The sequence below is a fragment of the Janibacter zhaoxuefangae genome (assembly GCF_050271985.1).
Taxonomy (GTDB): Bacteria; Actinomycetota; Actinomycetes; order Actinomycetales; family Dermatophilaceae.
The window spans coordinates 1022370-1048280 of record NZ_CP189849.1 but is presented as its reverse complement, the minus strand read 5'-3'; the positions used below and the strand labels follow the sequence as shown (position 1 = coordinate 1048280).

23 protein-coding genes and 1 pseudogene are annotated in these 25911 nt (G+C 71.2%); 9 read left to right on the top strand and 15 right to left on the bottom strand.

Annotated elements, in window-relative coordinates; genetic code table 11:
* Positions 1-47 precede the first annotated feature (47 nt).
* A complete protein-coding gene (locus tag ACQBAS_RS04935) occupies positions 48-392 on the top strand; it encodes a metallopeptidase family protein (protein WP_427385581.1) in 345 nt (114 codons plus the stop codon).
* Positions 393-418: 26 nt separating this feature from the next.
* Here ACQBAS_RS04935 and ACQBAS_RS04930 read toward each other — a convergent pair whose 3' ends face one another.
* The 8 genes from ACQBAS_RS04930 to ACQBAS_RS04895 form a co-directional block, all read right to left on the bottom strand.
* Positions 419-1690: an Ig-like domain-containing protein gene (locus ACQBAS_RS04930; protein ID WP_427385273.1), complete on the bottom strand. Its 1272-nt coding sequence runs from the start codon at positions 1688-1690 to the stop codon at positions 419-421.
* A gap of 168 nt (positions 1691-1858) precedes the next feature.
* Entirely contained in the window at positions 1859-2260 is a 402-nt protein-coding gene (locus ACQBAS_RS04925; RefSeq protein ID WP_427385272.1) for a cytochrome c oxidase subunit 4, read from the bottom strand.
* Between the two features lie 3 nt (positions 2261-2263).
* The gene (gene ctaD / locus ACQBAS_RS04920) at positions 2264-3952 is read right to left on the bottom strand and encodes a cytochrome c oxidase subunit I (RefSeq protein WP_427385271.1); all 1689 of its coding nucleotides are present in this window, start codon (positions 3950-3952) and stop codon (positions 2264-2266) included.
* Between the two features lie 2 nt (positions 3953-3954).
* The gene (gene coxB / locus ACQBAS_RS04915) at positions 3955-4863 is read right to left on the bottom strand and encodes a cytochrome c oxidase subunit II (protein WP_427385270.1); all 909 of its coding nucleotides are present in this window, start codon (positions 4861-4863) and stop codon (positions 3955-3957) included.
* A gap of 152 nt (positions 4864-5015) precedes the next feature.
* Positions 5016-5732 (bottom strand): leucyl/phenylalanyl-tRNA--protein transferase, encoded by a 717-nt coding sequence (gene aat / locus ACQBAS_RS04910; RefSeq protein WP_427385269.1) that lies wholly within the window; start codon positions 5730-5732, stop codon positions 5016-5018.
* Positions 5733-5740: 8 nt separating this feature from the next.
* Entirely contained in the window at positions 5741-6727 is a 987-nt protein-coding gene (locus tag ACQBAS_RS04905) for a carbohydrate kinase family protein (RefSeq protein WP_427385268.1), read from the bottom strand.
* 99 nt (positions 6728-6826) lie between these two features.
* On the bottom strand, positions 6827-7201 hold the full coding sequence (locus ACQBAS_RS04900) for a HesB/IscA family protein (RefSeq protein ID WP_427385267.1): 375 nt from the start codon (positions 7199-7201) through the stop codon (positions 6827-6829).
* Positions 7202-7310: 109 nt separating this feature from the next.
* Entirely contained in the window at positions 7311-8477 is a 1167-nt protein-coding gene (locus ACQBAS_RS04895) for a glycerate kinase (RefSeq protein WP_427385266.1), read from the bottom strand.
* Between the two features lie 108 nt (positions 8478-8585).
* On the opposite strand from ACQBAS_RS04895, the gene ACQBAS_RS04890 reads away from it, so the two are divergent.
* Entirely contained in the window at positions 8586-9749 is a 1164-nt protein-coding gene (locus ACQBAS_RS04890; protein ID WP_427385265.1) for a ScyD/ScyE family protein, read from the top strand.
* On the opposite strand, the gene ACQBAS_RS04885 is transcribed toward ACQBAS_RS04890, so the two are convergent.
* Together ACQBAS_RS04885 and ACQBAS_RS04880 are read right to left on the bottom strand one after the other, a co-directional pair.
* On the bottom strand, positions 9739-10800 hold the full coding sequence (locus tag ACQBAS_RS04885) for a glutathione S-transferase family protein (RefSeq protein WP_427385264.1): 1062 nt from the start codon (positions 10798-10800) through the stop codon (positions 9739-9741). The genes ACQBAS_RS04890 and ACQBAS_RS04885 overlap by 11 nt on opposite strands.
* A gap of 34 nt (positions 10801-10834) precedes the next feature.
* Positions 10835-12199 carry a dipeptidase gene (locus tag ACQBAS_RS04880; protein WP_427385263.1) on the bottom strand — a complete coding sequence of 455 codons (1365 nt, stop codon included), beginning with the start codon at positions 12197-12199 and terminating at the stop codon, positions 10835-10837.
* A gap of 56 nt (positions 12200-12255) precedes the next feature.
* Between ACQBAS_RS04880 and ACQBAS_RS04875 the strand changes: the two genes are divergently transcribed.
* Positions 12256-12843: a DUF3043 domain-containing protein gene (locus ACQBAS_RS04875; protein ID WP_427385262.1), complete on the top strand. Its 588-nt coding sequence runs from the start codon at positions 12256-12258 to the stop codon at positions 12841-12843.
* Between the two features lie 7 nt (positions 12844-12850).
* Positions 12851-13669, top strand: coding sequence for a class I SAM-dependent methyltransferase (locus ACQBAS_RS04870; RefSeq protein WP_427385261.1), 819 nt, complete (start codon positions 12851-12853; stop codon positions 13667-13669).
* Between the two features lie 34 nt (positions 13670-13703).
* Here the strand turns inward: ACQBAS_RS04870 and ACQBAS_RS04865 are convergent, their stop codons facing one another.
* From ACQBAS_RS04865 to gcvT, 4 genes are read right to left on the bottom strand one after another with little or no spacing between them, the layout of a single operon-like run.
* Positions 13704-13910 carry a hypothetical protein gene (locus ACQBAS_RS04865; RefSeq protein ID WP_427385260.1) on the bottom strand — a complete coding sequence of 69 codons (207 nt, stop codon included), beginning with the start codon at positions 13908-13910 and terminating at the stop codon, positions 13704-13706.
* Between the two features lie 36 nt (positions 13911-13946).
* Positions 13947-15662, bottom strand: a complete 1716-nt coding sequence (locus tag ACQBAS_RS04860; protein ID WP_427385259.1) for an ABC1 kinase family protein — start codon at positions 15660-15662, stop codon at positions 13947-13949.
* Positions 15663-15679: 17 nt separating this feature from the next.
* A complete protein-coding gene (locus ACQBAS_RS04855) occupies positions 15680-16336 on the bottom strand; it encodes a methyltransferase domain-containing protein (RefSeq protein WP_427385258.1) in 657 nt (218 codons plus the stop codon).
* A 1-nt stretch (position 16337) separates the two neighbouring features.
* Positions 16338-17447, bottom strand: coding sequence for a glycine cleavage system aminomethyltransferase GcvT (gcvT, locus tag ACQBAS_RS04850; protein WP_427385257.1), 1110 nt, complete (start codon positions 17445-17447; stop codon positions 16338-16340).
* A 382-nt stretch (positions 17448-17829) separates the two neighbouring features.
* On the opposite strand from gcvT, the pseudogene ACQBAS_RS04845 reads away from it, so the two are divergent.
* Both ACQBAS_RS04845 and ACQBAS_RS04840 read left to right on the top strand, forming a co-directional pair.
* Positions 17830-17892 (top strand): annotated as a pseudogene (locus ACQBAS_RS04845) (hypothetical protein); the annotation flags it as partial.
* 230 nt (positions 17893-18122) lie between these two features.
* On the top strand, positions 18123-19064 hold the full coding sequence (locus tag ACQBAS_RS04840) for a leucyl aminopeptidase (RefSeq protein ID WP_427385580.1): 942 nt from the start codon (positions 18123-18125) through the stop codon (positions 19062-19064).
* A gap of 83 nt (positions 19065-19147) precedes the next feature.
* On the opposite strand, the gene ACQBAS_RS04835 is transcribed toward ACQBAS_RS04840, so the two are convergent.
* Positions 19148-19333, bottom strand: coding sequence for a DUF5302 domain-containing protein (locus ACQBAS_RS04835; protein WP_427385256.1), 186 nt, complete (start codon positions 19331-19333; stop codon positions 19148-19150).
* A 202-nt stretch (positions 19334-19535) separates the two neighbouring features.
* Between ACQBAS_RS04835 and lpdA the strand changes: the two genes are divergently transcribed.
* From lpdA to sucB, 3 genes are all read left to right on the top strand, one after another.
* On the top strand, positions 19536-20957 hold the full coding sequence (lpdA, locus tag ACQBAS_RS04830) for a dihydrolipoyl dehydrogenase (protein ID WP_427385255.1): 1422 nt from the start codon (positions 19536-19538) through the stop codon (positions 20955-20957).
* Positions 20958-21112: 155 nt separating this feature from the next.
* Positions 21113-23860, top strand: coding sequence for a glycosyltransferase (locus tag ACQBAS_RS04825; protein ID WP_427385254.1), 2748 nt, complete (start codon positions 21113-21115; stop codon positions 23858-23860).
* Between the two features lie 135 nt (positions 23861-23995).
* The gene (gene sucB, locus ACQBAS_RS04820; protein ID WP_427385253.1) at positions 23996-25894 is read left to right on the top strand and encodes a 2-oxoglutarate dehydrogenase, E2 component, dihydrolipoamide succinyltransferase; all 1899 of its coding nucleotides are present in this window, start codon (positions 23996-23998) and stop codon (positions 25892-25894) included.
* The last annotated feature ends 17 nt before the right edge of the window (positions 25895-25911 follow it).

Below are 25911 nucleotides of genomic sequence, written 5' to 3'. Positions count from 1 at the left end.
CGATGCCCAGCAACGACCCCTGCGCCTAGGCTGGGCCCGTGGTCGAGATGAGCCGGGAAGAGTTCGAGGCGGCCGTCGGCGATGCCCTCGACGACGTCCCCGCGGAACTCCTGGCCATGCTCGACAACGTGGCGTTCTTCGTCGAGGACGAGCCGCCGGCCGACGACCCGGACCTGCTCGGCGTCTACGACGGCGTCCCCCTCACCGAGCGCGACGGGGGCTGGGGACTGGGCGCCCTCCCGGACCGGATCGTGCTGTTCCGGGGGCCGCTCACGCGCATGTGCGAGGACCGGGAGGAGCTCCTCGACGAGGTCGCCATCACCGTCGTCCACGAGGTCGCCCATCACTTCGGGATCGACGACGAGCGTCTGCACGAGCTCGGCTGGGACTGATGGCGGCCCGCGACTGATGTGCAGGCTCAGGCCAGCTCGCTGCGGGCCACCCAGTCGGCGTAGTCGTACTGCCAGACGCCGATGCCCTCGTCGGGCTGGAAGACCCGCTTCGAGCCGCGGAAGTCGACGACGTCACCGACGAGCGAGTTCTCGAACATCCACTTCGCATCCGCCGGCGCCATGTTCACGCAGCCGTGCGAGACGTTCGTGTTGCCCTGTGCACCGACGGACCAGGGCGCCGAGTGGAGGAACTCCCCGGTCCAGGTGACCCGGACATTCCACTTCGTCTTGATCTTGTAGTAGCCGGGCTCCCCCTTCGCGATCCCGACCGTCTCGGAGTCCATGGTCATCGCCGGGTCCTTGCCGATGATGACCTTGGTCCCGCTGCGGGTCTCGGTCTTGGGACCGGGCCGGCCGGTGCTCACCTTGATCGTGCGAATGACCTGGCCGCCGCGGCGCACGACCATCCGGTGGGTGCGCGTGTCGACCATCGCCGACTGGGACCGCCCGATCGCCATACCGGCGGAGTCATCGTTGGACACCCACTTGCCGGGACCGGTCTGCAGCCCGGTGAAGGGGGTCGTCACCGAGATCGACGTCCCGGGCTGCCAACGCTCCTTGGGCCGCCACATGAGCTGCCGGTTGTCGAGCCACCCCCAGTGACCCTCCACCTTCGGCGTCGTCGTGATCGTGACCGCTCGCTCGACGGCCTGACGATACGCGGGATCCGTCACCGCGGAGTCGAACTGCACGGCCACGGGCATGCCCGTGCCGACGGTCATCCCGGCGTAGTTGATCCCGTAGGTCGCCGTGACCTTGGGACGGATGGTGGCGAAGGTGGCGGTCGTGGTCGAGGTGGTCACCCCGTCCGCGCCGGTGGCCTCGGCCGTGACGGTGTAGGTCGTCGCCGGCCGCAGGCGCCTGGCGGGGCTGCTGCGCCACTCGTCGCCCGACAGGCTGCCGGCCACGGCCTCGCCGGCCTCGTCGACGACGCGCACACTCTCGAGGGTGCCGCTGCCCGCCTGGACGACGACCTGCTCGTCCGGTCGGACCCCGGAGGCCTCGTCGGACGGCGTGATCGACAATTCGGCGGGACGCGGGGCCGCGCTCGTCGTGCTCGTCGTGGACGTCGTGCTCGTGTCGTTCGAGGCCGAGCCATCCGGGCCCGTCGTGCTCGTCGCCGACTGGCAGCCGGCGAGCAGCGCCCCGGCCACCAGCGCTGTCGTCAGGCGCTGAGGCGCCCGCCCCCAGCGTCGCCCACCTGTCGAGGTCGTGGCCGACCCGCGAACGTCGTTCATCCGAACCCTTCCGTCAACGGGCCCTCGGGCCCGTCGGTCCTGCGCCCACGCCGTGCATCCCCGCCCGCGTGCGCCTGCCGTCTTGATTGTGCCCCACCCACCCGTGACCACGACGAACCCCGGCCGCGCCGTGTGGCGGGACCGGGGTCGACGTCGTGCTGGTGCGGGTCAGAGCGAGTGCTCGCCCTTGTAGAACTCGAAGGTCCAGCCAACGAGGGCGAAGACGCCGAAGAAGGCGCCGATGATGAAGACCCACCAGCCGACGGCCAGCCCGAGGAAGAGGAGCGAGCCCGTCAGGGCCAGCCACAGCGGCCACCAGCTGTGCGGCGCGAAGACGCCGTACTCGCCGGCCTGCTCCTCGATCTCACCCTCGAGGTTGTCCTCGGGACGGTCCGGGAGGCCCTTGGCGGTCATCCAGAGGTACCAGGCGACCATGAAGCACATTCCGGCCAGGAGCGGGAACCCGAGGGCGCCCACCGGCTCCCCCCACTCCGACCAGAAGCCGTACAGGAGGGTGACGGGGACGAAGAAGATCCCGAGAAGGGCGAAGAGCTTGAACTCGGCCTGCATGGCTCAGTCCTCTCGCGGCGTCAGTGCCACGGACGTGTGGTTGGGGTGGGCCAGGTCGAACGCGGGGCGCTCGGACCGGATCCGCGGGATGGAGTGGAAGTTGTGCCGCGGGGGCGGGCAGGACGTGGCCCACTCGAGCGAGTTGCCGTAACCCCACGGGTCATTCACCTCGACGAGGGGCGCGGTGCGCGCCGTCTTCCACACGTTGTACATGAACGGGAGGAAGGAGATGCCCAGGATCACGGAGCCGACCGTCGAGACCTGGTTGGCGAGCTGGAAGCCGTCCTCGGGCAGATAGTCGGCGTATCGGCGCGGCATGCCGTCGACACCCAGCCAGTGCTGGATGAGGAAGGTCGTGTGGAAGCCGATGAAGAGCAGCCAGAAGTGGATCTTGCCCAGCGTCTCGTCGAGCATCTTGCCCGTGAACTTCGGCCACCAGAAGTAGTAGCCACCGAACATCGCGAAGGTGACCGTGCCGAAGACGACGTAGTGGAAGTGCGCCACGACGAAGTAGCTGTCGGTGAGGTGGAAGTCCAGGGCCGGGCTGGCGAGGATGACGCCCGTCAGGCCACCGAAGAGGAACGTCACGAGGAAGCCGAGGGCCCACAGCATCGGGGTCTCGAAGGAGAGCTTCCCGCCCCACATGGTGCCGATCCAGTTGAAGAACTTCACGCCCGTCGGGACCGCGATGAGCATCGTCATGATCGCGAAGAAGGGCAGCAGCACCTGGCCGGTGCCGTACATGTGGTGGGCCCAGACGGTGACGGACAGCGCCGCGATGGAGATCGTGGCGAAGACGAGCGTCTTGTAACCGAAGATCGGCTTCCGGCTGAAGACCGGGATGATCTCGGAGATCACACCGAAGAACGGCAGGGCGAGGATGTACACCTCGGGGTGGCCGAAGAACCAGAACAGGTGTTGCCACAGCATGGCTCCGCCGTTGTCCGGGTCGAAGATGTGCGCCCCGAAGACGCGGTCGATGCCCAGACCGAAGAGCGCCGCCGCCAGGACGGGGAAGGCCATCAGCACGAGGATGGACGTGATCAGCACGGTCCAGGTGAAGATCGGCATCCGGAACATCGTCATGCCGGGGGCGCGCATGCAGAGGATCGTCGTGATGAAGTTGACGGCGCCGAGGATGGTTCCGAAGCCCGAGAGCGCGAGGCCGAAGACCCACAGGTTGCCGCCCATACCGGGCGAGTAGGCACTGTCGGACAGCGGGGCGTAGGCGAACCAGCCGAAGGAGGCCGCGCCGCCGGGCGTGAGGAAGCCCGCGGTCGCCATCAGGCCACCGAAGAGGTACAGCCAGTAGGCGAACATGTTCAGTCGCGGGAAGGCGACGTCGGGGGCGCCGATCTGCAGCGGCATCAGCGCGTTGGAGAAGCCCGCGAAGGCCGGCGTCGCGAAGAACAGCAGCATGATCGTGCCGTGCATCGTGAAGAGCTGGTTGAACTGCTCGGGGTTGTCGACGACCTGCAGGCCCGGCTTGAAGAGCTCGAGGCGGATCACGAGGGCCATGAGGCCGCCGATGAGGAAGAAGATGAAGGAGGTGATGAAGTAGAGGTTGCCGATCACCTTGTGATCGGTCGTCGTCAGCCACTTCACCGCGAGGGTGCCGGCAGTGACGTCCTTGCTGGGCGCCGCGTCGGTCGTGCGGAGCAGCGTCGTGGGGGTGTCGCTCGTCGCGCTCATCGTCACTTGCCTTCGTTCTCGGAGAGGAGGTGCTCGTCCTTCTCGACGATGCCCTCCCGGTTGAGGTCGTTGCCGAGCAGGCCCGTGTTGCCGGCCTTGCGGAGGTCCTCGAGGTGGGCGTCGTAGGTGGCCTGGTCGACGACCTTGACGTTGAAGAGCATCTGCGAGTGGTACGCACCGCAGAGCTCGGCGCACTTGCCCGCGAAGGTGCCCTCCTCGGTCGGGACGACCTGGAAGGTGTTGACCCGGCCCGGCATCATGTCGAGCTTCTGGAGGAACTGCGGCACCCAGAAGGAGTGGATGACGTCGCGCGCGGTCAGCTGGAACTCGACCCGCTTGTCGACCGGGAGGTAGAGCGTCGGGAGTTCCTCCTCGACACCGGGCTCACCGGTCAGCTGCGCCTGCGTCCCGGACTCGTGCACGTCGGCGTCGACGTAGTTGAAGTCCCAGCTCCACTGCTTGCCGACGACGTTGATCGTCACGTCGGGCTCGGCGGTGGTGTCCATCAACGCGTTCTGGTCCTTGGCCGTCCAGTAGAAGAGCACCGCGATCATGAACATCGGGACGACGGTGTAGAGGATCTCCAGGGGGACGTTGTACTGGAGCTGGAGGGGGAGCTCCTCGTCGCCCTTCTTGCGCCGGTAGGCCACGACGCACCAGAAGGCGAGGGCCAGCACCAGGGCGCCGACGGCCAGGGCCGCGATCCACGCGTAGATCCAGAGGGTTTCGACGCGCTGGGAGTTCTCCGTGACGCCGTGCGGGAGATAGCCGTTACCCAGCTCACCCTGTGCGCCAGCAGCGCCACAGGCACTGAGCGCGGTACCGGCCGCGAGGAGCCCGATCACCTGGCTGGCGGAGCGTCGCCGAGAACGGCGGGGCGCTGTCTGGACGTCGGTGGGACGCACGTGCACCTACTTCTAGCGTGGGGCCAACAGTTGTCGGGCAAACGCTACCGCAGACCCACCATCGGGCATGGGCAGGGTGGGAACTCGGTGCGCCGCGAAGGCGTTCACGCCGCGGCCGGCCCGGGCGAGGCCCGGCCGACTCCCCCACCGGTCCGCGTTCACGCCGTGAAATCCACGTCGGGCGCCTCGAGCGCCCGACGCAGCCGCACGAGGTACTCGGATCGGGGAACCTCCCGCACGCCGAGGCTCAGCAGGTGGTCCGTGGCCCACTGGACGTCGATGATGCGCCGGTCGTCGCCGTCGAAGACGTGCTCGACGAGCGCCAGCAGGGCGACCTTCGACGCGTCGGTCGCGCGGTGGAACATCGACTCGCCGGCGAAGAGCCCGCCCGTGGCCACCCCGTACAGCCCGCCGACGAGCACCCCGTCGTCGTCCCAGACCTCGACACTGTGCGCCCAGCCGAGTCGGTGCAGGCGCAGATAGGCCTCGGCGACCTTCTCGGTGATCCAGCGGCCGTCCCGGCTCGGGTCGCCGCAGGCGGCGACGACGTCGGCGAAGGCGGCGTCCCGTGTCGTCGTGAAGCGTCGCGCGGCACGGCGCAGGGATCGGCTGACGCGCAGGTCCCCCGGCAGGAGGACGCCGCGCGGGTCGGGAGACCACCAGCCGATCGGTGGTGCGCCGTCGTCCCCGACACCCATCGGGAAGAGTCCGGTGCGGTAGGCCGCCAGCAGCGTCCCCGTGGCGAGGTCGGCACCGAGGGCCACGAGGTCCGCCCCGACCTCGGCGCCGTCCAACGACAGTGCCCACGGGCCGGGTGGCGGTTCCCGCGGCGGGAACGGCGGCACGGGTTCCACGGGCGGCACCGGCGACGTCACGAGTGCCCCTATGGGCGCGGGCAGGTGATGTGCGGCGCGATGAGCTGCGCGGAGTCGTCGCCGTAGGCCTCGGCCAGTCGATCGAGGAAGCGCGCCTTGCCCAGCTCGTACTCCTGGGTCCCGACCGTCTCGATGACGTAGGTCGCGAGCATCGACCCGAGCTCCGCGCACTCACGGTGCGGAAGACCGGCCGACAGGCCGGTGATGAACCCGGCGCGGAATGCGTCGCCGACACCGGTCGGGTCCGCCTTCCGGACCTCGCGGGCGACGCCGACGTCGATCGACTCGCCGTCGCGCGAGGTGATGACGACACCGTCCTTCCCCTTCGTCATGACGCGGTGGTTGACCCGGGAGGCGATCTCGTCCGCGGTCCAGCCCGTCTTCTTCTCCGTCAGGTGCGACTCGTACTCGTTGGTGATGAGGTACTCGGCGCCGTCGATGAGCTCCCGGATGGTGTCGCCGTCGCTGAAGGCCAGCTGCTGGGAGGGGTCGGCGATGAAGGGGATCCCGCGCGTGCGGCACTCGCGGGTGTGGCGCAGCATGGCCTCGGGGTCGTTCGCGCCGATGAGCACCATGTCCGCGCCGCCGATCCGGTGCGCGATGGGGCCGAGCTCGATCTGGCGGGCCTCCGACATGGCGCCGGCATAGAACGTCGCGATCTGGGCCATGTCGTCGTCGGTCGTGCAGACGAAACGGGCGGTGTGCCGCGTCTCGGAGACGAGCAGGGACTCGCAGTCGACGCCGTGCCGCTCGAGCCAGCTGCGGTAGGACGCGAAGTCCTCACCGACGGCGCCGACGAGCACCGGCCGCTGACCGAGGTTGGCCATGCCGAAGGCGATGTTGGCCGCGACCCCGCCCCGGCGGATCTGGAGGTCGTCCGCGAGGAACGACAGGGAGACCTTGTCGAGTTGCTCGACGACGAGGGAGTCCGCGAACTTCCCCTTGAACGTCATGAGGTGGTCGGTGGCGATGGAACCGGTGATGAGGATGCGCACCCGAGGAATCTATCCCCCGACACGACGACGGGCCGCCCCCGAGGTGGGGACGGCCCGTCGCGACCGAGTCGGTCAGGTCGTGCTGGGGAACTCCGTCGATCAGCTGAAGGAGTCGCCGCAGGCGCAGGAGCTGCCCGCGTTGGGGTTGTCGATCGTGAAGCCCTGCTTCTCGATGGTGTCGGCGAAGTCGATCGTGGCGCCACCGAGGTAGGGGGCGCTCATGCGGTCGACGACGACCTCGACACCGCCGAAGTCGCGGACGAGGTCACCGTCGAGGGTGCGCTCGTCGAAGTAGAGCTGGTAGATCAGTCCGGAGCAGCCGCCGGGCTGCACGCCGATGCGCAGGCGCAGGTCGTCGCGGCCCTCCTGCTCGAGCAGGGACTTGACCTTGGCGGCGGCGACCTCGGTCAGGGTGACCTCGTGGGCCTCGGTCGCGGCCTGCTCGGTCTGCGGGGTGGTGTCCTGGATGCTCATGCCATCGGGCCCTTCTGGGTGGGAGACGTTCTCAGGGGCCAACCACTCGCTGGTGAGGATTGTTCCCACGGGCAGGATACGTCCGTCACCTGAGCGGTCAACGTCACGGTCAGCGGCGCGGCGACCACGTGGCGGCCACCCGGGCGGTCCGCGCGGCCAGCGTCCCCACGGGATCGGCGAGCGCGGCTGCGACCTGCTCGTCGGTCTCCGCCACGGCGTAGGAGCCGCTGACACCCAGCGACATCGTCTCGCGGCGGCCCACGCTCTTCTGCCCGGCCACGATGACCGTCGGCACGGCGTGCTCGAGACCCAGCCGCGCCACGCCGGACACGACCTTCCCTTGCAGGCTCTGCCAGTCGAAGGTGCCCTCCCCCGTCACGACGAGCTCGGCAGCCGCGACGAGGTCCGCGGCGCCGCACGCCTCGAGGACGAGGTCAACGCCGCTGCGGGTCGTCGCGCCGAGCACGAGAAGCCCGTAGCCGACACCCCCCGCGGCGCCCGCGCCCGGCTGCTTGTCGAGTCGGCGGGGCCGCCCGGTGAGCAGGTCCGAGGGGGCCGGGGCCGTGCGCCCGACGACCTCGACGAACCTGCCGAGGGCCGCCTCCAGCGCCTGGGAGGTCTCGGGCGAGGCCCCCTTCTGGGCGGAGAAGACCGCGCTCGCCCCCTGCAGACCCAGCAGCGGCGAGTCGACGTCCGTGGCCGCGATGATCTCGATGCCCGCGAGCCGTGCCCGCAGGTCGGCAAGGCCGCCGAGGGCGTCGTCGTCGATGGCCGTCAGCCTGAGGCCGCCAGCCCCGAGTTCGGCGCGATCCCCCACCCCGAGGGCCGCCAGCATGCCGGCGCCGGCGTCGTTGGTCCCGCTGCCACCGAGGCCGACGACGATCCGGGTCGCTCCCTCGGCGAGGGCAGCGTCCAGCATCTCGCCCAGACCGGTCGTCGTGGTGACGCCCGGGTCGCGCTCGGGGGCGTCGAGCAGGTGCAACCCGATCGCCTGGGCCGACTCGATCCAGGCGGTCCGGCGTCCGTCGGCGCCGGTCGTCATGAGGAAGGCGGCCGGCACCGGCCGCCCCCGCGGGTCCGAAACGGTGGTCACGACGGTGTCCCCGGGCAGGGCGGAGGCGATGACGTCGACGAATCCGGGACCGCCGTCGGAGAGCGGCAGCAGGGTGAGGAGGTCGTCGGGGGCGCTGCGTCGCCACCCCTGCGCCATGGCCTCGGCCGCCTGGCGCGCGGTGAGGGTGCCGGTGAAGCAATCGGGGGCGAACAGCACGTGCATGGCGCCATGGTCCCACCGCAGCGCCATGTGGTCACAACGAGGGATGGCCGATGGCGGACCGGGCGAGGAGAGTCGAGAGCGACCCATTCGCCGACACCCGGAGACATCATGTCCACGTCAGAGCTCGAACGGTCCCCTCGCACGCCTTCTCGCACGCCTTCTCGCCGCCGTTTCGCGTCGACCGCGGCGCTCGCCCTCGCCCTCGCCACCCCCGTCGCGCTCGCCGCCGCCCCGGCCCGGGCGGACAACCACGTCACCGTCGTCGCCCAGGGCCTCGACAACCCCCGACACCTCTCCTTCGGCACGCATGGCGACCTCTACGTCGCCGAGGCGGGTCGCGGCGGTGAGGGCCAGTGCCTCACGGGGCCCGAGGGCGACGAGGTGTGCCTCGGCGACAGCGGCGCCGTGACCCGCGTGCGCCACGGCGTCCAGCGTCGCGTCGTCACCGGGCTCCCGTCCGTGGCGGCTCCCGGGGGCGCTCAGGCGATCGGCCCGACCGATGTCGCCCCGGCCAGCCCGCGCGCCATCGCCGTCTCGCTCGGCCTCGGAGCCGATCCCGCCGTGCGGGACGCCTTCCCCGCCTCCGCGCACACTCTCGGCACGATCCAGGTCGTCACCGCACCCGGCACCTCGTCCCAGTCCATGCGCACCTTCGCCGACATCACGGCGCACGAGGCCGCCACCAACCCGATCCACGACCCCGACAGCAATCCCGGCGGCCTGATCAAGGACGGCAGTGGCTACGTCATCGCCGACGCCGGCGGCAACACCATCGTGGCCGCAGCCAAGGGCGGCGCGACCTCGACGGTCACGGTCCTGCAGGACCAGATGGCCACCGCTCCCCCCTTCCTCGGGCTCCCCGAGGGGACGCAGATCCCGGCGCAGGCGGTCCCGACCTCGGTCGTGCGAGGTCCGGACGGGGCGCTGTACGTCAGCCAGCTGACCGGATTCCCCTTTGAGGCGGGACTGTCCACGATCCTCCGGATCGCCGCCGACGGCACCCAGTCCGTCTACGCGAGCGGGCTGACCAACGTCACGGACCTCGCCTTCGACGGGGCGGGCACCCTCTACGCCGTCCAGCTCGCGAGCGACGGACTGCTCAACGGACCCGTGGGCGCGCTGGTGCGGGTCACCCCGGGCTCGGCCAGCCACACCGTCGTGGCGGGCGGACTCTTCGCGCCGTACGGCGTGGCGCTGCGTGGCGGAGCCGCCTACGTCACGACGGGCAGCATCGTGGCCGGTGGCGGGCAGGTGGTCCGGGTCAGCCTCTGACGGACCGCACGAGGCCGTCCGGGCCGACGTGGGGGTTGTGCGCGGGATCGACGCGCTCACCCTCCGGCGGTGGCCCGGGCGGCGTTCCGTCGCCGAACGGGTTGCCCCCGAGGGACTCGCGGCCGTGCGGCTCGAGCCATCCGGCCACGTCCGGCCCCGCCGGGACGATGCCCGTGGGATTGATGTCGCGATGGACCTCGTAGTAGTGACTCTTGATGTGCACGAAGTCCGTGGTGTCGCCGAAGCCGGGCGTCGTGAAGAGGTCCCGGGCGTAGGCCCACAGGGCGTCGAACTCGCTCAGCTTCTGCCGATTGCACTTGAAGTGGCCGTGGTAGACGGCGTCGAAGCGCGCCAGGGTCGTGAAGAGTCGGACGTCGGCCTCGGTCAGGCTCTCCCCGACGAGGTACCGGCGGGTGGTGAGGCGCTCGTCGAGCCAGTCCAGGGCGGTGAAGAGTCGCTCGTAGGCGTCGTCGTACGCGCTCTGCGTCCCGGCGAACCCACACCGGTAGACCCCGTTGTTGACCTCGGTGTAGACCCGCCGGTTGACGAGGTCGATCTCCTCGCGCAGCGCCTCGGGGTAGAGGTCGGGGGCGCCCTCCCGGTGATGGGCGCGCCACTGCGTCGAGAAGTCCAGCGTCATCTGGGCGAAGTCGTTCGTGACGACCTGCCCGGTCGGCACGTCGACGATCGCCGGCACGGTGATCCCGCGGGGATAGCCGGGCTGACGCCGCTCGTAGGCGTCCTTGATCCGCGCGATCCCGAGGACGGGATCGACCCCGCCCGGGTCGAGGTCGAAGGTCCAACTGTCGGCGTCGTGCGTCGGGCCGCAGATCCCCATGGACAGGACGTTCTCGAGCCCGAGCAGCCGGCGCACGATGATCGTCCGGTTCGCCCACGGGCAGGCGCGCGCGACGACGAGGCGATAGCGGCCGGCCTCGACCGGCCACTCCCCTTCGCCCATGGCACTCCCGGGGCCGCGATCGACGATCCGGTCCCCCAGGTAGCGCGTGTCGCGCTCGTAGGAGGGTTCGACGTAGCTGCCCTGAGTCATGGCTCGATCCTAGTCAGCGCGGTATCGATCCGAGTCAGCGCGGCATCGCTCCCAGCCGCGCCAGCAGGATCGCCTCGGCCACGCAGACCCGCTCGAACTCGCCGAGGTGGAGGGACTCGTTGGCACCGTGGGCGCGGGTGTCCGGGTCCTCGACACCGGTGACGAGGATCCCCGCCTCCGGGAACTTCTCGGCGAAGGCCGCGACGAAGGGGATGGAGCCACCCACGCCGATGTCGACCGGCTCCCGGCCCCACGCATCGGTGAAGGCGGCTCGCGCCTCGTCGTAGACGGGGCCCTGGGCGTCGGCGGAGAAGCCCTGGCCCTCGTCGTCGAGCTCGATCGCGAGGTGCGCGCCCCACGGGACGTTGGCCCGCAGGTGCTCGGCGAGCAGCTCGTAGGCGCGGGAGGGGTCCTGGTCCGGCGCGATGCGCATCGAGATCTTGGCCGAGGCCGACGGCACGAGCGTGTTGGACGAGCGCGCGACGCTCGGGACGTCGAGGCCGATGACGGTCAGGGACGGCTTGGTCCACTGGCGGTCGAGGATGCCGCCGGTGCCGATGAGCGAGACGCCGTCGAGGAGGCCGGACTCCTCCCGAAGGCGGGCCTCGGAGTAGTCGAGGTCGCTCGCGGTGCCGGCACTCAGGCCCGCGACGGCGACGTCGCCGGCCTCGTCGTGCAGGGTCGCCAGGAGACGCACGAGGGCGGTCACGGCGTCGGGGACGGGCCCGCCGAACATGCCGGAGTGGACGCCGTGGTCGAGCGTCCGGACGGTGACGACGGCGCGGACGAGACCGCGCAGCGTCGTCGTCAGGGCGGGGGTGCCGATGTCCCAGTTCATCGAGTCGGCGAGGACGATCGCGTCGGCGGCGAGCTTGTCGCCGTGCCGCTCGAGGATGGTCGCCAGCGAGTTGGAGCCGATCTCCTCCTCGCCCTCGACGAAGACGGTGACGCCCACGGGCAGCTCGCCGGAGTGGGCGCGCAGGGCGGCGACGTGCGCCATGATTCCGGCCTTGTCATCGGCGGCGCCGCGCCCGTAGAGGCGGCCGTCCCGCTCGGTGGGCTCGAAGGCGGGGCTGTCCCAGTCGGCGTCGTCGCCCGGGGGCTGGACGTCGTGGTGGGCGTAGAGCATGACCGTCGGCGCGCCCTCCGGGCCGTCGATGTGCCCGATGACGGCGGGGCGCCCGCCCTCGCGGACGATCTCGACGTCGAGCCCCTCCGCGCGCAGCAGCGCGGCGGTGGCCTCGGCCGACGCCTCGACGTGCGTCTGGTCGAAGGCGTCGAGGCTGACGCTCGGGATGCGGGTCAGCGCCTCGAGGTCGGCGCGGACGGCGGGCAGCAACTCGGCGACCCGGGTGCGGATCTCCTCGATGCGGGCGGGGCTCAGGGTCTCGTTGGTCACGGCCCGACCATATCGAGTGGCTCGGCGTCACCCGGATCTCGCCTAGAGTTGGCCTCGTGTTCGGACGAAGCAAGAGTGAGACCTCCCCCCAGCAGAGCGCGGCGGCGCAGGCCACCCCCACGCCCCGCGAGGGCGCCAAGAACCGGCCCACGCCGAAGCGTCGTGACCAGGAGGCCGCGCGCCGGCAACCGCTGGTCGTCACCGACCGCAAGGCCGCGCGCCGGGTCGACCGCGACAAGCGCCGCGAGGCCCAACTGAAGCTCCGCGAGGCCATGGCCACCGGCGACGACCGCCACCTGCCGGCCCGCGACAAGGGTCCGGTCAAGCGCTACATCCGCGACGTCGTCGACTCCCGCTTCAGCCTCGGGCAGGCGATCCTGCCGCTCATGCTCGTCGTGCTGGTCGTCTCGCTCTTCGCCGCGCAGTGGGCGACCTACGTCTTCCTCTTCACCTACATCCTGCTCTTCCTCGGCCTGCTGGACGCGATCCGGCTGTGGTTCACGACGAAGCGCAAGATCCTCGCGAAGTTCGGCCCCGACACCAACCTCAAGGGCCACGCGCTCTACCTCGTCATGCGCGCCTTCCAGATGCGTCGCACGCGGATGCCCCGGCCGCAGGTGGCCGTGGGGCAGAAGGTCGACTGAGGCACCCGTGGACGGCGACGTCTTCGGGGGCGGTCGCAGCGCCTGGCTCGATCGGGCCGGGCTGTTGCGCAACGTCCTGCGCCAGGAGATCGTGGCCCGGCAACTCGCCCAACAGCTCCCCGGCGACGCCGACGGTCTGACAGCGCTCGATGTCGGCGCAGGGCAGGGCACGCAGGCCATCTCCCTGGCGCACCGCGGGATCCAGGTCGACGCGGTCGAGCCCGATGCGCAGATGCGGGCCGCCCTGACGGCGGCCGTGGCGGACGAAGGGGACGATGTCCGGGCGCGGGTCCGGGTGCTCGACGGATCGCTCGACACGCTGTCCGAGACCGGTCGTTCCTCCTACGACGTCGTCCTCTGCCACGGCGTCCTCATGTACCTCGAGGACACCGGCCCGGCGCTCGCCGCCCTCGCGGCCAAGGTCCCCGAGGGCGGACTGTTGTCGGTGCTGACCCGTCAGGCCGTCTCCCTCGCGTGGCGACCCGCCCAGCGCGGCGACTGGTCAGGCGTGACGGCCGCGCTCGAGGAGCAGCGGACGGCTCGTGCGGAGTCCCGGCGCCCGGCCTACCTCAACGAATTGGGCGTGCCGGCGCACGCCGACGACCCCGAGTCGCTGGCGGCCGCGCTGACGAACCTGGGCATCACCGGCCACATCTGGCACGGGGTCCGGGTTGCCTCGGACGCGATGCCCGCCGATGCGCCCGTGCCGTCGGACCCCGAGCTCGAGGCACTCATCGCCGCCGAACTGGCCCTCGGTGCGCGCGAGCCCTACCGCCGGATGGCCACCCTCTTCCACCTCGTCTCCCGACGCGCCGCCCTCACCTGAGGGCTGAGGGGCGGGACCGGGTCGAGCGGGTGACTCAGGCCTCGAGGCTCATCGGGCCGTAGACGACGGCCCCGTCCCGGTGCAGCGTGACGGCCGAGACGCCGCGCTCGGCGAGGTCCATCCACGTCTCACCGAACCACGCCTCGGCCTCCGCCTGGGTGGGGAAGGCCGTCGCCAACTCGTCAGTGGTGAGGTCGGTGCCGTCGGCCGCCTGCGCCGTCCACGTCCAGCGTTCACTCATGCGGGCAGCCTAGATGCTCTGCCCGCTCGCCCGTGGTCAGTGCGGACCGGGCCCGCGGTGTTGGAGCTCCGCGCGGGCGACCTTCCGGTCGGTGGCCACGATCCACACGGCGAGGGCCACTCCCGCGCCGGCCGCGACGAGGAAGAAGACGATCGCGATCCCCGGATAGCCGAGCAGCGTCCAGGACGACGGGACCCGCATCATGAAGGCGGCACCGACGAGCATCGCGCTGATGATGAGGCCCAGCGTCACGCGGTTGGCGACCCGCTGCAGGACGACGTGCAGGCGCTGCTCGTCGATGGCGTCGACGCGCACCCGGAACTCGCCGTCCGCCATGGCGTCCAGGATCCGGTTGGCCCGCTTGGGTAGTTGGGCCGTGAAGGTCTTGGCCTCGATGGCCGCCGACAGCAGGCCGCCCGGGCTCGTCTTCAGTCCCGAGGCGAAGATCTCGGTGACGTTCTCGCGTATGGACTCGGCGGGTGCGAAGGTCGGGTCGAGGTGGGACGTCGCCTGGTCCAGATTGAGCATGGCCTTGCCGATCATCGACATCTCCGCCGGCGGCCGCAGTCCGTGGATGCCCGAGAGCCGGCTCAGCTCCACCAGCACCGTCCCGACCTGCAGCCCGGACCCGCTCGCCACCGCTTCCGAGACGAGATGGGTGACGTCGTCGCGGAAGGCTGCCGCGTCGTAACCCGGGAGCGGGTGTCCCATGGCCGCGAGGATCGCCGCGGTCTCCTCGCCATCACCGTCGCCGATCGCGAGGAGGAGTTTCGTGATGTCCTCCTGGATCCGCGGAGGGACGCTCGCCGTCATCCCGAGGTCGAGCAGGGCCAGGCGCCCGTCGTCGGTGAGCAGGAGGTTGCCCGGGTGCGGGTCGGCATGCAGGACGCCGTGGTCGAGGATCATCCGCAGGTAGGCGCGGAAGAGTTCCTCGACGATGGGGCGGGCATCGACGTCGGTCAGCCCCAGGCGCCCCAGGTCGGTGATCTTGCGACCCTCGACCCGATCCATCGTCAGGATCCGCGTCGTCGTGTATTCCATGACCGGCTGGGGCACCGTGAGGTGCTCGTACTCGGCCGTGAGTTCACCGAAGGTGACGAGGTTGCGCGCCTCCCGTCGGTAGTCCAGTTCGCCGGACAGGGACCGTCGGAACTGGGCCAGCAGCGGGCCGAAGCCGAAGCGGCGACCCACCTGGGTCCGGTGGTCGGCCAGCCCCGCCAATCGGGTGAGGACCTCCATGTCGTCGCGGATCGTCTCGCGGACACCGGGCCGCTGGACCTTGACGACGACGTCCCGCCCGTTGCGCAGGGTCGCCGCGTGCACCTGCCCGATCGAGGCCGAGGCCAACGGGTCGACGGAGAAGTCACTGAATCGCTCACCGAGCGTGGCGCCGAGTTCGCGCTCGACGACCGCGCGCACGTCGGCGAAGGGGATCGGGGCGACGGTGTCCTGCAGTCGCGCCAGCGCGGCGGTGTACGCGGGCGGGAGCAGGTCGTAGCGGGTCGAGAGGAGCTGCCCCAGCTTGATGAAGGTCGGCCCCATCCGCTCGAGGTCCGCGGCGAACCGATCGGCCGTGTCGGTGTCCCCGGTGTCCCCCGTGTCCCCGATGTGCCCGGCTGCGGGGTCGCCCGCGCCGGGAGCGTCGTCGACGGCGAACTCGTCCAGCTGGGCACCGGAGACCAGATCGGAGCGCCCGTACCGCGTCAGGAGTCGGACGAGGTCGACGTAGCGACTGTCGAAGGGTGTGCGCATGGGCTCATCCTTGCCGCTCAGCTCGCGGGGAGCCGCAGCACCACCTGGTAGTTCTTGCACATGCCGATGTCGGTGCGCTTGTCGACCAGATCCAGCTCGGCGAACTCGGCCGCGAGCTCGGCCATCAGCGCGCGCCGGTCAGCCATCTCCTTCGGCAGGTGTTTGGCCGCCATCCCCAGCGAGTAGGCCAGGGTGCCGTAGTAGCCCTCCATGGGCTCGATCTCGACGACCTCGAAGCCCGTCTCTGCCGCCAGGTGCTGCCAGCCGAACCGGCTGAATCGGTAGAAGTCCCACGGCTTCTCGTGCTCCTCGTAGAAGAACGGCGCCGTCAGCCAGGCCTCCCCGCCGGGACGCAGCACCCGCGCGAACTCGGCCAACACGCGCCGGGGCTCCCGGCAGTGCTCCAACACCTGGGAGCACCAGACCAGGTCGAAGCGGTCGTCCTCGACGGGGATGTCGACGAGATCGCAGACGTGGTCGATGTGGCTGTAGTCCTTGCCCGGCGTCGCCGCCAGGTCGGCGGTCTCGTAGGCGACATGAGCGAAGACGTCGGCGTAGGGCGCGCTGCCGGCCCCCGCGTCGAGGACACGAAAGGACGACCCGTACCCACGGGCGGCCGCCCGCTCGGCGAAGACCCGGGCGTAGTGACGCGAACTGTTGACGGGCGCCGCCATCTCAGGCCTCCCGGACGCCGACTTCGACGAAGGGCGGCTTGGTGACCTGCGCCTCGAGGGCCCGGCCGCGGACGTCGATGACGACGGAGTCGCCGACCTTGATCGATCGGTCACACAGCGCGAGCGCGATGCCCTGCTTGAGCGTCGGCGAGAAGGTGCCGGAGGTGACCTCGCCGACCTCGTTGCCGTCGGCGTCCTTGACGACGCAGTGCGAGCGCGGGATGCCCCGCCCGGTGACGAGCAGGCCGCGGGTGAGCCGGGTCGCCTTCGCGGCCCGCTCCGCCGCGAGCGCGTCCTTGCCCCAGAAGGTCTCCTTGTCCCAGCCGACGGCCCAGGCCGAGCCGGCCATGACGGGCGTGATGTCGAGGCTGAGGTCGTTGCCGTGCAGCGGGTAGCCCATCTCGGTCCGGAGGGTGTCGCGGGCGCCGAGCCCACAGGGCAGCGCACCGAACTCCTCACCCGCCTCGACGAGGGCGTCCCACACGCTCGCGGTGACCTCCCACGCGGGGACGAGCTCGTAGCCGCGCTCCCCCGTGTATCCGGTGCGGCACACGATGACCGGGTGCCCGTCCCAGTCCGTCTCGACGAACGACATGTAGTCGTGGTCGACCGGCAGCCCCAGCTTCGTCAGCAACTCGTCGCTGCGGGTGCCCTGGACGGCGATGACGCCGTAGCGGTCGTGCAGGTTCTCGACGGTGATGCCTTCGGGCGCGGCGGCGGCGAGCAGCTCGACGACCTTCGCGGTGTTGGCGGCGTTGGGGATGAGGAAGACGTCCTCGTCCGAGCGCAGGTAGGCGATCAGGTCGTCGACCACGCCGCCGTTCTCGGCGCAGCACAACGTGTACTGCGCCTTGCCCTGCTCGATGCGGTTCAGGTCGTTGGTCAGGCAGGAGTTGACGAAGGCGGCCGCCCCCGGCCCCGACACCCGCGCCTTGCCGAGGTGGCTGACGTCGAAGAGGCCCACGCGCTCACGGACGGCCGTGTGCTCGGCGACGACACCCCCGCCCGGGTACTCGATCGGCATCTCCCACCCGCCGAAGTCGGCCATCTTGGCGCCGAGGGAGACGTGGCGCTCGTGCAGGGGGGACGTCTTGAGGGCATCGGTGCTCATGGCGCAGACGCTACCGCCACCTCCGACGCCGTCGGACCCGACCGACGGGATAACCTCGCTGGCGGGCCGATCCGGCCTCCGCTGCATCCTCAACGAACCGGGAGATCCCTGTGACGACCACCCTCACGCTCACCGACCGCGCCGGCGCCGGCCTCCCCGCCGACGCGCTCGTCCTCGGCACGGCCCGCACCCCTTCGGGCGTCGCCCTGGCCGAGGGCCACGGACTCGACGACGTGAGCGTGGAGCACCTGACCAGGGCCCTGCCGGCCCTGGGGGCCGAGGGTCGCCTCGGTGAGACCGTCACCGTCGCGCTCGTCCCGCGGGCCTCGGCGACGCCGGCGACATCACGACGGACGCCCTGCGCCGGGCGGCTGGCGCCGGTGTGCGCACGGCCTCCGCGAGCACCGTCGTCGTGCACCTGCCCGCCGGCGACACCGCCGAACTGGCCGCCGTCGCCGACGGTGCGCACAGCGGCGCCTACGCCTTCACGGCCCACAAGTCCGCGCCGGCGCCCACGTCGGACTCGGCCGGCGTCCAGGCCGCCCGTCGCGCCGCGACGATCCAGATCGTCAGCGGTCTCGGCAAGGGCGCCGCGGTCAAGGCCGTCATCGCGCGCGCCCAGGTCCTCGGCGAGGCGACCACCTACGCTCGCGACCTCGTCAACACCCGGCCAACATCCTCTTCCCCGGCTCCTTCGTCGAATCCGTCAAGGCGCGCGTCAAGGCCTCCCCCGGCAAGGTCACCGTCAAGGTGCTCGATGAGAAGGCGCTCGCCGAGGGTGGCTTCGGCGGCATCGTCGGCGTGGGTCAGGGCTCGAGCCGTCCGCCACGCATCGCCGTCCTCAGCTACAAGCCCTCCGGTCGCGGCAAGGCCCCCTCGGTTGCGCTCGTCGGCAAGGGCATCACCTTCGACACCGGTGGCGTGTGCATCAAGCCCGCCGGTTCGATGCTGACGATGAAGTCCGACATGGCCGGTGCGGCCGCCGTCGCGGCGACGGTCCTCGCGGCCGCCGAGCTCGAACTGCCGGTCGCGGTGACCGGCTACCTCTGCCTCGCCGAGAACATGCCCGGCGGCAACGCCCAGCGCCCTGGCGACGTCGTCACCATGCGCAGCGGCACGACGGTCGAGATCATCGACACCGACGCCGAGGGCCGGATGGTGCTCGCCGACGGGCTCACCCTCGCGGCCGAGTCGGCGCCCGACGCCATCGTCGACATCGCGACCCTCACGGGTGCCTGCGTCGTCGCGCTCGGCACCCGCCTCACGGGTGTCATGGCCAACGGCGAGGACATGAGCGCCACTGTCCTGGCCGCCGCCGAAACCGCGGGCGAGCCGTCGTGGCCGCTGCCGCTGCCGGCGGACCTTCGCTCCGGTCTCGACTCGACCGTGGCCGACATCGCCCACAAGGGCGACCGCTGGGGTGGGGCCCTGACGGCCGGCCTCTTCCTCCAGGAGTTCGCGAAGGCGGCCGACGGTACGCCGATCCCGTGGGCTCACCTCGACATCGCCGGACCGTCCTTCAACGAGGGCGGCGCGTGGGGTCACGTCCCCAAGGGCGGCACGGGCGCCGGCATCGGCACGATGCTCGCCCTGATCGAGGGGCACGCGTCCGCCTGACCCCCCTTCGCGCCTCGCCGTGAACAGCACTCGGCCCCCGGAATCCTCCGGGGGCCGAGTGCTGTTCTGCGTGGTTGGGTCGCTCAGCCGCCGCTCTTGCGGCGGAACATCTGCTGCGACTTCGCCGGGCCGTGGGCTCCGTCCACCTTCGTGCGGGCGTGGTCGTCGGAGACGTCCCGGCCGCCGTGGGCGTGCTTGGCGTCGAGGGCCTCGCGGAACTTCCGCTTGACCTCGTCGCTCGGTCCCTGGCTCGCGTTCTTGTCGGACATCCGCGGCCTCCTTCCCTCTCGTCCCCGGTGGGGCACTGTCCACCCACTCTGTCAGTCTTCGCGACCGGCGGTCCACCCGTTTGGGCGGCGGCGGCCCCTGCGCGGACATGGCAGGATGCCGACCGTCCCGGGTCCACCACCCACGCGACCCGGGCCATCGCACGGACCACCGTCACGCAGCCAGCACGCAAGGGAGCGCGCCATGCCCGAGAACCACCTCGACTCGACCCAGAGGGACGCCACGGAGGGCACCACGCATGACGTGGTCATCCTCGGCGGGGGCAGCGGCGGGTATGCCTGCGCGTTGCGCGCGGCCGACCTCGGTCTGAGCGTCGCGCTCGTCGAGCAGGGCGAGCTCGGCGGCACGTGCCTGCACCGCGGGTGCATCCCGACGAAGGCGCTCCTGCACGCCGCCGAGGTCGCCGACAACGCTCGCGACGGGGAGCGCTTCGGCGTCCGCTCGAGCCTCGAGTCGATCGACATGGCCGGCGTGCACGCCTACAAGGACGGCGTCGTCGGGCGGCTGTACAAGGGCCTCCAGGGCCTCGTCGCGGCGAAGGGGATCACCTACGTCACCGGTCGCGGTCGCCTCGCCGGCGCCCACACCATCGAGGTGACGACCACCGACGGCACGCAGGTCGTCCGGGGCCGACACGTCGTCCTCGCGACGGGCTCCTACGCGCGGACCCTGCCCGGTCTGGAGATCGGCGGCCGGATCATGACGAGCGACCAGGCGCTGCGCCTCGAGAGCGTCCCGGACCGGGTCGTCGTCCTCGGGGGCGGCGTCATCGGCGTCGAGTTCGCCTCCGTGCTGCGCTCCTTCGGCGCAGCGGTGACCGTCGTCGAGGCGCTCCCCCGGCTCGTCGCGGCCGAGGACGAGGCGATGAGCAAGCACCTTGAGCGCGCCTTCCGCAAGCGCAAGATCACCGTGCGCACCGGTGCGCGCTTCGCCTCCGCCAGCCAGACCGACGACGCCGTGACGGTGACCCTCGAGGACGGCTCGACGCTCGAGGCGGACCTGCTCCTCGTCGCGGTCGGTCGCGGTCCCGTCACGGACGAACTCGGCTACGAGGAGGCCGGGATCATCCTCGAGCGCGGCCATGTCGTCGTCGACGAGTTGTGCCGCACCGCCGTCGACGGCGTCCACGCCGTCGGCGACATCGTCGCCGGCCTCCAGTTGGCCCACCGCGGTTTCGCGCAGGGCATCCTCGTGGCCGAGGACATCGCCGGCCTCTCCCCCACCCCCATCGTCGAGTCCGGCATCCCGCGGGTGACCTACTGCGACCCCGAGATCGCCTCCGTCGGCCTCACCGAGGCCCAGGCGCGCGAGGTCCACGGCGACGTCGAGACGATCGAGTACAACCTCGGCGGCAACGGCAAGTCGCAGATCCTCCAGACGCAGGGCGTCGTCAAGCTCGTGCGGGCGACGGGCGGCCCCGTCGTCGGCGTCCACATGATCGGCGCGCGCATGGGCGAGCAGGTCGGCGAGGCCCAGCTCATCGTCGGCTGGGAGGCCTGGCCGGAGGACGTCGCCGCCCTGATCCACGCGCACCCGACGCAGAACGAGGCTCTCGGCGAGGCGCACATGGCCCTTGCCGGGAAGCCCCTCCACGCGCACGGCTGAGAGTCCGCCTAGGGTGGAGGCGATCGGTGGCGGCTCCCCGGGAGCCGCCGTCGGCCGTGACCACCAACGGGGAGGGCTCCATGCCAGACACAGACCGCGTCCGCCAGCAAGCTGATCGGGTGAAACGGCGCGTGAGGCGGGCCGCGAAGGCCGTCATGCAGGACACACCCCAGCAGTTGACCTCCCAGATCGAGGACCTGCGGCTGGAACTGAAGCGTGAGCGCGCCGAGATGCGTCAACTGGAGCTCTCACTGGCAAGGGAACGCCAGAAGGCGACGGGCTTCGGCTACGCCTATCGGGGAATCCGCGCGAACGTGGAGGGCGTCCGCCCGAGCGTCCTGGGCCACGCCCCCGGTTCCCCGCCCACGCCGGAGGTGCGGGCCGAGCACGAGGCGAAGGTCAAGCGCGTCGTCGGTCTGGCCTCGCTCGGCCGCGTCCTCGCCGACGGCGGCGACCTCAACGCGGCGGCGACCGCCATGGTGCGCGACAACACGCACACCGCCGGCAGCGTCAACGCCCGCCGGGTCGCCCAGTCCCTCTACGACAACCCCGCGACCCGCGAGGCGGGCACTCTCGCGACCGGGCTCGTGGCCCACGTCATGGGCCTGCCGAAGTTTGCGTGGGAGCGCTTCTCGGAGTTGCCGGACGAGGTCTGGCTCACCCACGTCCCGAACGAGTACCTGCTCCTCGCCGGGCAGTTCGATCCCGAGCGCTGCGCGGCCGCCCTCGACTATGCCCTCACCCACCCGCACCCCCTCCAGCCGCGGCAGTGGCTCGACCTGTGCCGCCGGGCCATGGGCCTGGGCATGCCCCAGTCCGTGGCCCTCGCCGAGCGTTATGCCGACGCCGTGGAGAACGCGATCGCGGCCGGCGGTCTCTCGGACGAGGACCGGGACAAGCTCATCGTCGACCGCGACTGGGTCCAACGCTGGGCTCCGCGCGTGGCACAGGGCACGCCCGAGCCGGTGCAGGCGCCCGAGGGTGCCGTGGCCTTCGGGATCATGGGTTACGACCAGCCCGACCGGCGCAACACCTCGACCAACATCGGCGACCACGTCCAGACGATCGCCTCGATGACCCACCTCGTGCGCCACACGGGCGCCCGCTTCGACGACAGCGACCTCGGCCGCTTCGCCGCGGACCTTGCCGCGCGCGTCCCCCGGGACCTGCGGATCGAGGGCCCGGAGCGGCAGGTCGCCCTCTACGCCGTCGACCGCGACGCCTCGAGCTACTCGGCCGTCCCCGACGGCACCTGGATGCTGGCCTTCGGGTGGTATGCGCACAAGTTGGCCGGCGTCCGCCACGACTTCCCCTTCACCGACCGGGTCAAGCCGATCTACGTCTCCTTCCACATCAACAAGCGCGCCATGCTCACGCCCGAGGCGATCGAGCACCTGCGCGCGCACGCGCCGATCGGGTGTCGCGACTGGTCCACCGTGGACCTCCTGCTCGGGCTGGACATCCCCGCCTTCTTCTCGGGCTGTCTCACGACGACGGTGCGCTTCGCCAAGCCGGACGATGCTCCCGAGCCCGCGGCCGACGCCCCGGTGATCTATGTCGACACCCCGTCGCCCACGGGTGAGCAAGTGCGCAACGAGCGCTCCGAGGTCGCGTTGGCACCGCTCGCGACCAACCTGCGCGAGGCGCTCGCGGCCCTGGACGTCTACATCTCGGGTGCCTCGAAGGTCGTCACCAAGCGCCTGCACTCGTACCTGCCGGCGCGGGCCATGGGACGCGAGGTCGACTTCGTCCCGGGCAATCCGGCCGACATCCGCTTCAACGGTCTCAATCCCCTCACCGACCAGGAGGTCCACGACATGGGCGCCCGGATCGGCGACATCCTCAGCGCCCCGATGACGGCCATCCTGGCCGGCGCCGGTGACGAGGAGGTCCGCGCCGCGTGGACCGACGCGACCCGTGACCTCGTGGCGCAGGCGCAGGAGCGCCGGGCCACGGAGGTCACGCTCCCGCACACCTTCGACGTCGACGCGGCCGTCGCCTCGATCCGCGAGGGCATCGTCGACGTCCCCGCGAGCGCGCCCGGCCCGGAAGGCGAACCGATCAACGTCGTCCTCGCGCTCGACGGCAACCTCAAGGCGCAGTTCCGGGTCGTCGTCCAGTCGATCCTCGACCACGCCAGTCGCCCCGTGCACCTGCACGTCCTCTCGCGGGATCACGACTCGAGCGACCACGAGCTGATCCGGCGACTCTTCCCCACGCTTCACGTCACGTGGCTGCCGTGCGACGTGGTCGACTACGGCGAGATCCGCGCGATGATCCCGCACATCACCGTCTCGACGATGGACCGGCTCCTGCTCCCCGAGCTGCTGTCGGACCTCGACCGGGTCGTTTACCACGACATCGACGCGCTGCCGCTGGCCGATCTCGCCGAGTTGTACGACATCGACCTCGAGGGGCACCCCCTCGCGGCCCGCGACTCCGAGGCCAACTCGATGATCAGCGGCTACGAGAGCATCTTCGGTCCGGCTCAGGACAAGACGCTCCCGCCCGAGCTCGGGCACGAGGCGATCCGCCTCCTCACCGCCCGCCACCCCTTCGATTGGGTGGGTTTCAACGCCGGGGTCCTCGTGCTGGACCTCGACCGGATGCGCCGGGACGACTTCTGCCGCACCCACATCCCCTTCGCGGGCAACTTCGGGATGCACGACCAGCACATCCTCAACGTCTACGTCGGCGCCGACCGCCTGCCCCTGGGACCGGAGTGGAACGCGAGGCCCACGCAGGAGTCCGTGTCGGAACCGAAGATCGTGCACTGGGCCGGTGGTCAGAAGCCGTGGGACCCGGGATACGTCTCGTACCAACCGGCGTGGCGCGAGATCGAGCAGCGGGTGCGCGCGCACGAGGCCAGTGTGCTCGGCACGGACCCGTCGATCCAGGCGTGACCCGACGCCCCGCCCGTGCCCGCCTCGGGGAAGAATGATCCCGGCACCTGCCCTGACGCTCACCACCAATGCGTGAGAGTCTGGGACCCGCACGACACCACCAGCGACACGTAGGTATGAAGGAGAACAAGGCCCATGTCTGAACGCGTGACCATGCCGGCTCTGGGCGAGTCCGTCACCGAGGGGACCGTGACGCGGTGGCTGAAGAACGTCGGTGACGAGGTTGCCGTCGACGAGCCCCTGCTCGAGGTCTCCACCGACAAGGTGGACACCGAGATCCCGTCCCCTGTCGCGGGCACGCTGCAGGAGATCCTCGTCGAGGAGGACGAGACGGTGGAAGTCGGCGCCGACCTCGCCGTCATCGGCGACGGCGCTGCCGCCCCGGCCGCCGAGGAGGCCCCCGCCGCAGCTGAGGAGCCCGCCGCCGAGGCCCCCGCGGCTGAGGCCCCCGCGGCTGAGGAGACCCCGGCCGAGCAGCCGTCCACCGAGCAGGCCCCTGAGGCGGAGGCGCCGGCTCCCGAGCCGGCCGCCACCCCGGCCGGTGGCGAGGGCACGAAGGTCGCGATGCCCGCCCTCGGCGAGTCCGTCACCGAAGGCACCGTCACGCGCTGGCTCAAGGCCGAGGGCGACGAGGTCGCCATCGACGAGCCCCTCCTCGAGGTCTCCACCGACAAGGTCGACACCGAGATCCCCTCGCCCGTCGCGGGCACGCTGACCAAGATCCTCGTCCAGGAGGACGAGACGGTCGAGGTCGGCGCGGACCTCGCGATTGTCGGCGGCGCCGACGCCCCCGCACAGGAGGCCCCCGCTCAGGAGGCCCCCAAGCAGGAAGCCCCCGCAGCCGAGGCGCCCAGCGCCGCCGAGCCCGCGAACCAGGACCTGCCCGCCGACGGCGAGGGCGGCGACCCCGCCGAAACCCCCGCGGGCCAGGCCGACGGCTCCGACAGCAGCAGGGAGGGCGCCCCCGAGCAGTCGTCCGCGCCCGCTGCTGAAGCGCCCAAGCAGGAGGCCCCCACGCAGGAAGCCCCCGCAGCCGAGGCCCCCAAGGCCGAAGCCCCGAAGCAGGAGACCCCCAAGCCGGCCGACCGCACGGACGCCGCGTCCTACGTCACGCCGCTCGTGCGCAAGCTCGCCGCGGACAACGGCGTCGACCTCGCGTCCCTCACGGGCACCGGCGTCGGTGGCCGCATCCGCAAGCAGGACGTCCTTGACGCGGCAAAGGCCGCCCAGCAGCCGGCGGAGGAGCCGGCCGCCCCCGCGGCCGCCGCTGCCCCCGCCGCCGCGCCGGCCGGGACGGCCGCCCCGCAGCCGTCGGCCGAGGCACAGCAGCTGCGTGGCACGCGCCAGAAGATGTCGCGCCTGCGCAAGGTCATCGCCCAGCGCATGGTCGAGTCCCTCCAGGTCTCCGCCCAGCTGACGACCGTCGTCGAGGTCGACATGACGAAGGTCGCCCGCGTCCGCGACGCGGCCAAGGCCGACTTCGCGCGCCGCGAGGGCACGAAGCTGAGCTTCCTCCCCTTCATCGCGCAGGCCACGGCCGAGGCGCTGAAGGTGCACCCGGGGATCAACGCGAGCGTCGAGGGCGAGGAGATCGTCTACCACGGTTCCGAGAACCTCTCGATCGCCGTCGACACGGAGAAGGGGCTCTTCACGCCCGTCGTGAAGAACGCCGGTGACCTCAACATCGCCGGCCTCGCCCGCGCGATCGCCGATGTCGCCGACCGGACCCGCAACAACAAGATCTCGCCCGATGACCTGACCGGTGGCACGTTCACCATCACCAACACGGGCAGCCGCGGGGCCCTCTTCGACACCCCCATCCTCAACCAGCCGCAGGTCGCGATGCTGGGCACCGGGTCCATCGTCCGGCGTCCCGTCGTCGTCACCGACGTCGACGGCGCCGAGACGATCGCCATCCGCTCGATGATGTTCCTCGCACTCTCCTACGACCACCGGGTCGTGGACGGCGCCGACGCGGCGCGCTTCCTGACCACGGTCAAGGAGCGCCTCGAGGGCGGCGCGTTCGAAGCCTGAGTCGCACCCGCCTCCGA

Coding starts and splice junctions, on each gene's coding strand:
- sucB (WP_427385253.1), top strand. CDS start 23,996: ATGTCTGAACGCGTGACCATGCCGGCTCTGGGCGAGTCCGTCACCGAG.
- ACQBAS_RS04895 (WP_427385266.1), bottom strand. CDS start 8,477: ATGCACGTGCTGTTCGCCCCCGATTGCTTCACCGGCACCCTCACCGCG.
- ACQBAS_RS04825 (WP_427385254.1), top strand. CDS start 21,113: ATGCAGGACACACCCCAGCAGTTGACCTCCCAGATCGAGGACCTGCGG.
- ACQBAS_RS04900 (WP_427385267.1), bottom strand. CDS start 7,201: ATGAGCATCCAGGACACCACCCCGCAGACCGAGCAGGCCGCGACCGAG.
- ctaD (WP_427385271.1), bottom strand. CDS start 3,952: ATGAGCGCGACGAGCGACACCCCCACGACGCTGCTCCGCACGACCGAC.
- ACQBAS_RS04930 (WP_427385273.1), bottom strand. CDS start 1,690: ATGAACGACGTTCGCGGGTCGGCCACGACCTCGACAGGTGGGCGACGC.
- ACQBAS_RS04890 (WP_427385265.1), top strand. CDS start 8,586: ATGTCCACGTCAGAGCTCGAACGGTCCCCTCGCACGCCTTCTCGCACG.
- ACQBAS_RS04935 (WP_427385581.1), top strand. CDS start 48: ATGAGCCGGGAAGAGTTCGAGGCGGCCGTCGGCGATGCCCTCGACGAC.
- gcvT (WP_427385257.1), bottom strand. CDS start 17,447: ATGAGCACCGATGCCCTCAAGACGTCCCCCCTGCACGAGCGCCACGTC.
- ACQBAS_RS04885 (WP_427385264.1), bottom strand. CDS start 10,800: ATGACTCAGGGCAGCTACGTCGAACCCTCCTACGAGCGCGACACGCGC.
- lpdA (WP_427385255.1), top strand. CDS start 19,536: ATGCCCGAGAACCACCTCGACTCGACCCAGAGGGACGCCACGGAGGGC.
- ACQBAS_RS04855 (WP_427385258.1), bottom strand. CDS start 16,336: ATGGCGGCGCCCGTCAACAGTTCGCGTCACTACGCCCGGGTCTTCGCC.
- ACQBAS_RS04835 (WP_427385256.1), bottom strand. CDS start 19,333: ATGTCCGACAAGAACGCGAGCCAGGGACCGAGCGACGAGGTCAAGCGG.
- ACQBAS_RS04925 (WP_427385272.1), bottom strand. CDS start 2,260: ATGCAGGCCGAGTTCAAGCTCTTCGCCCTTCTCGGGATCTTCTTCGTC.
- ACQBAS_RS04860 (WP_427385259.1), bottom strand. CDS start 15,662: ATGCGCACACCCTTCGACAGTCGCTACGTCGACCTCGTCCGACTCCTG.
- ACQBAS_RS04865 (WP_427385260.1), bottom strand. CDS start 13,910: ATGAGTGAACGCTGGACGTGGACGGCGCAGGCGGCCGACGGCACCGAC.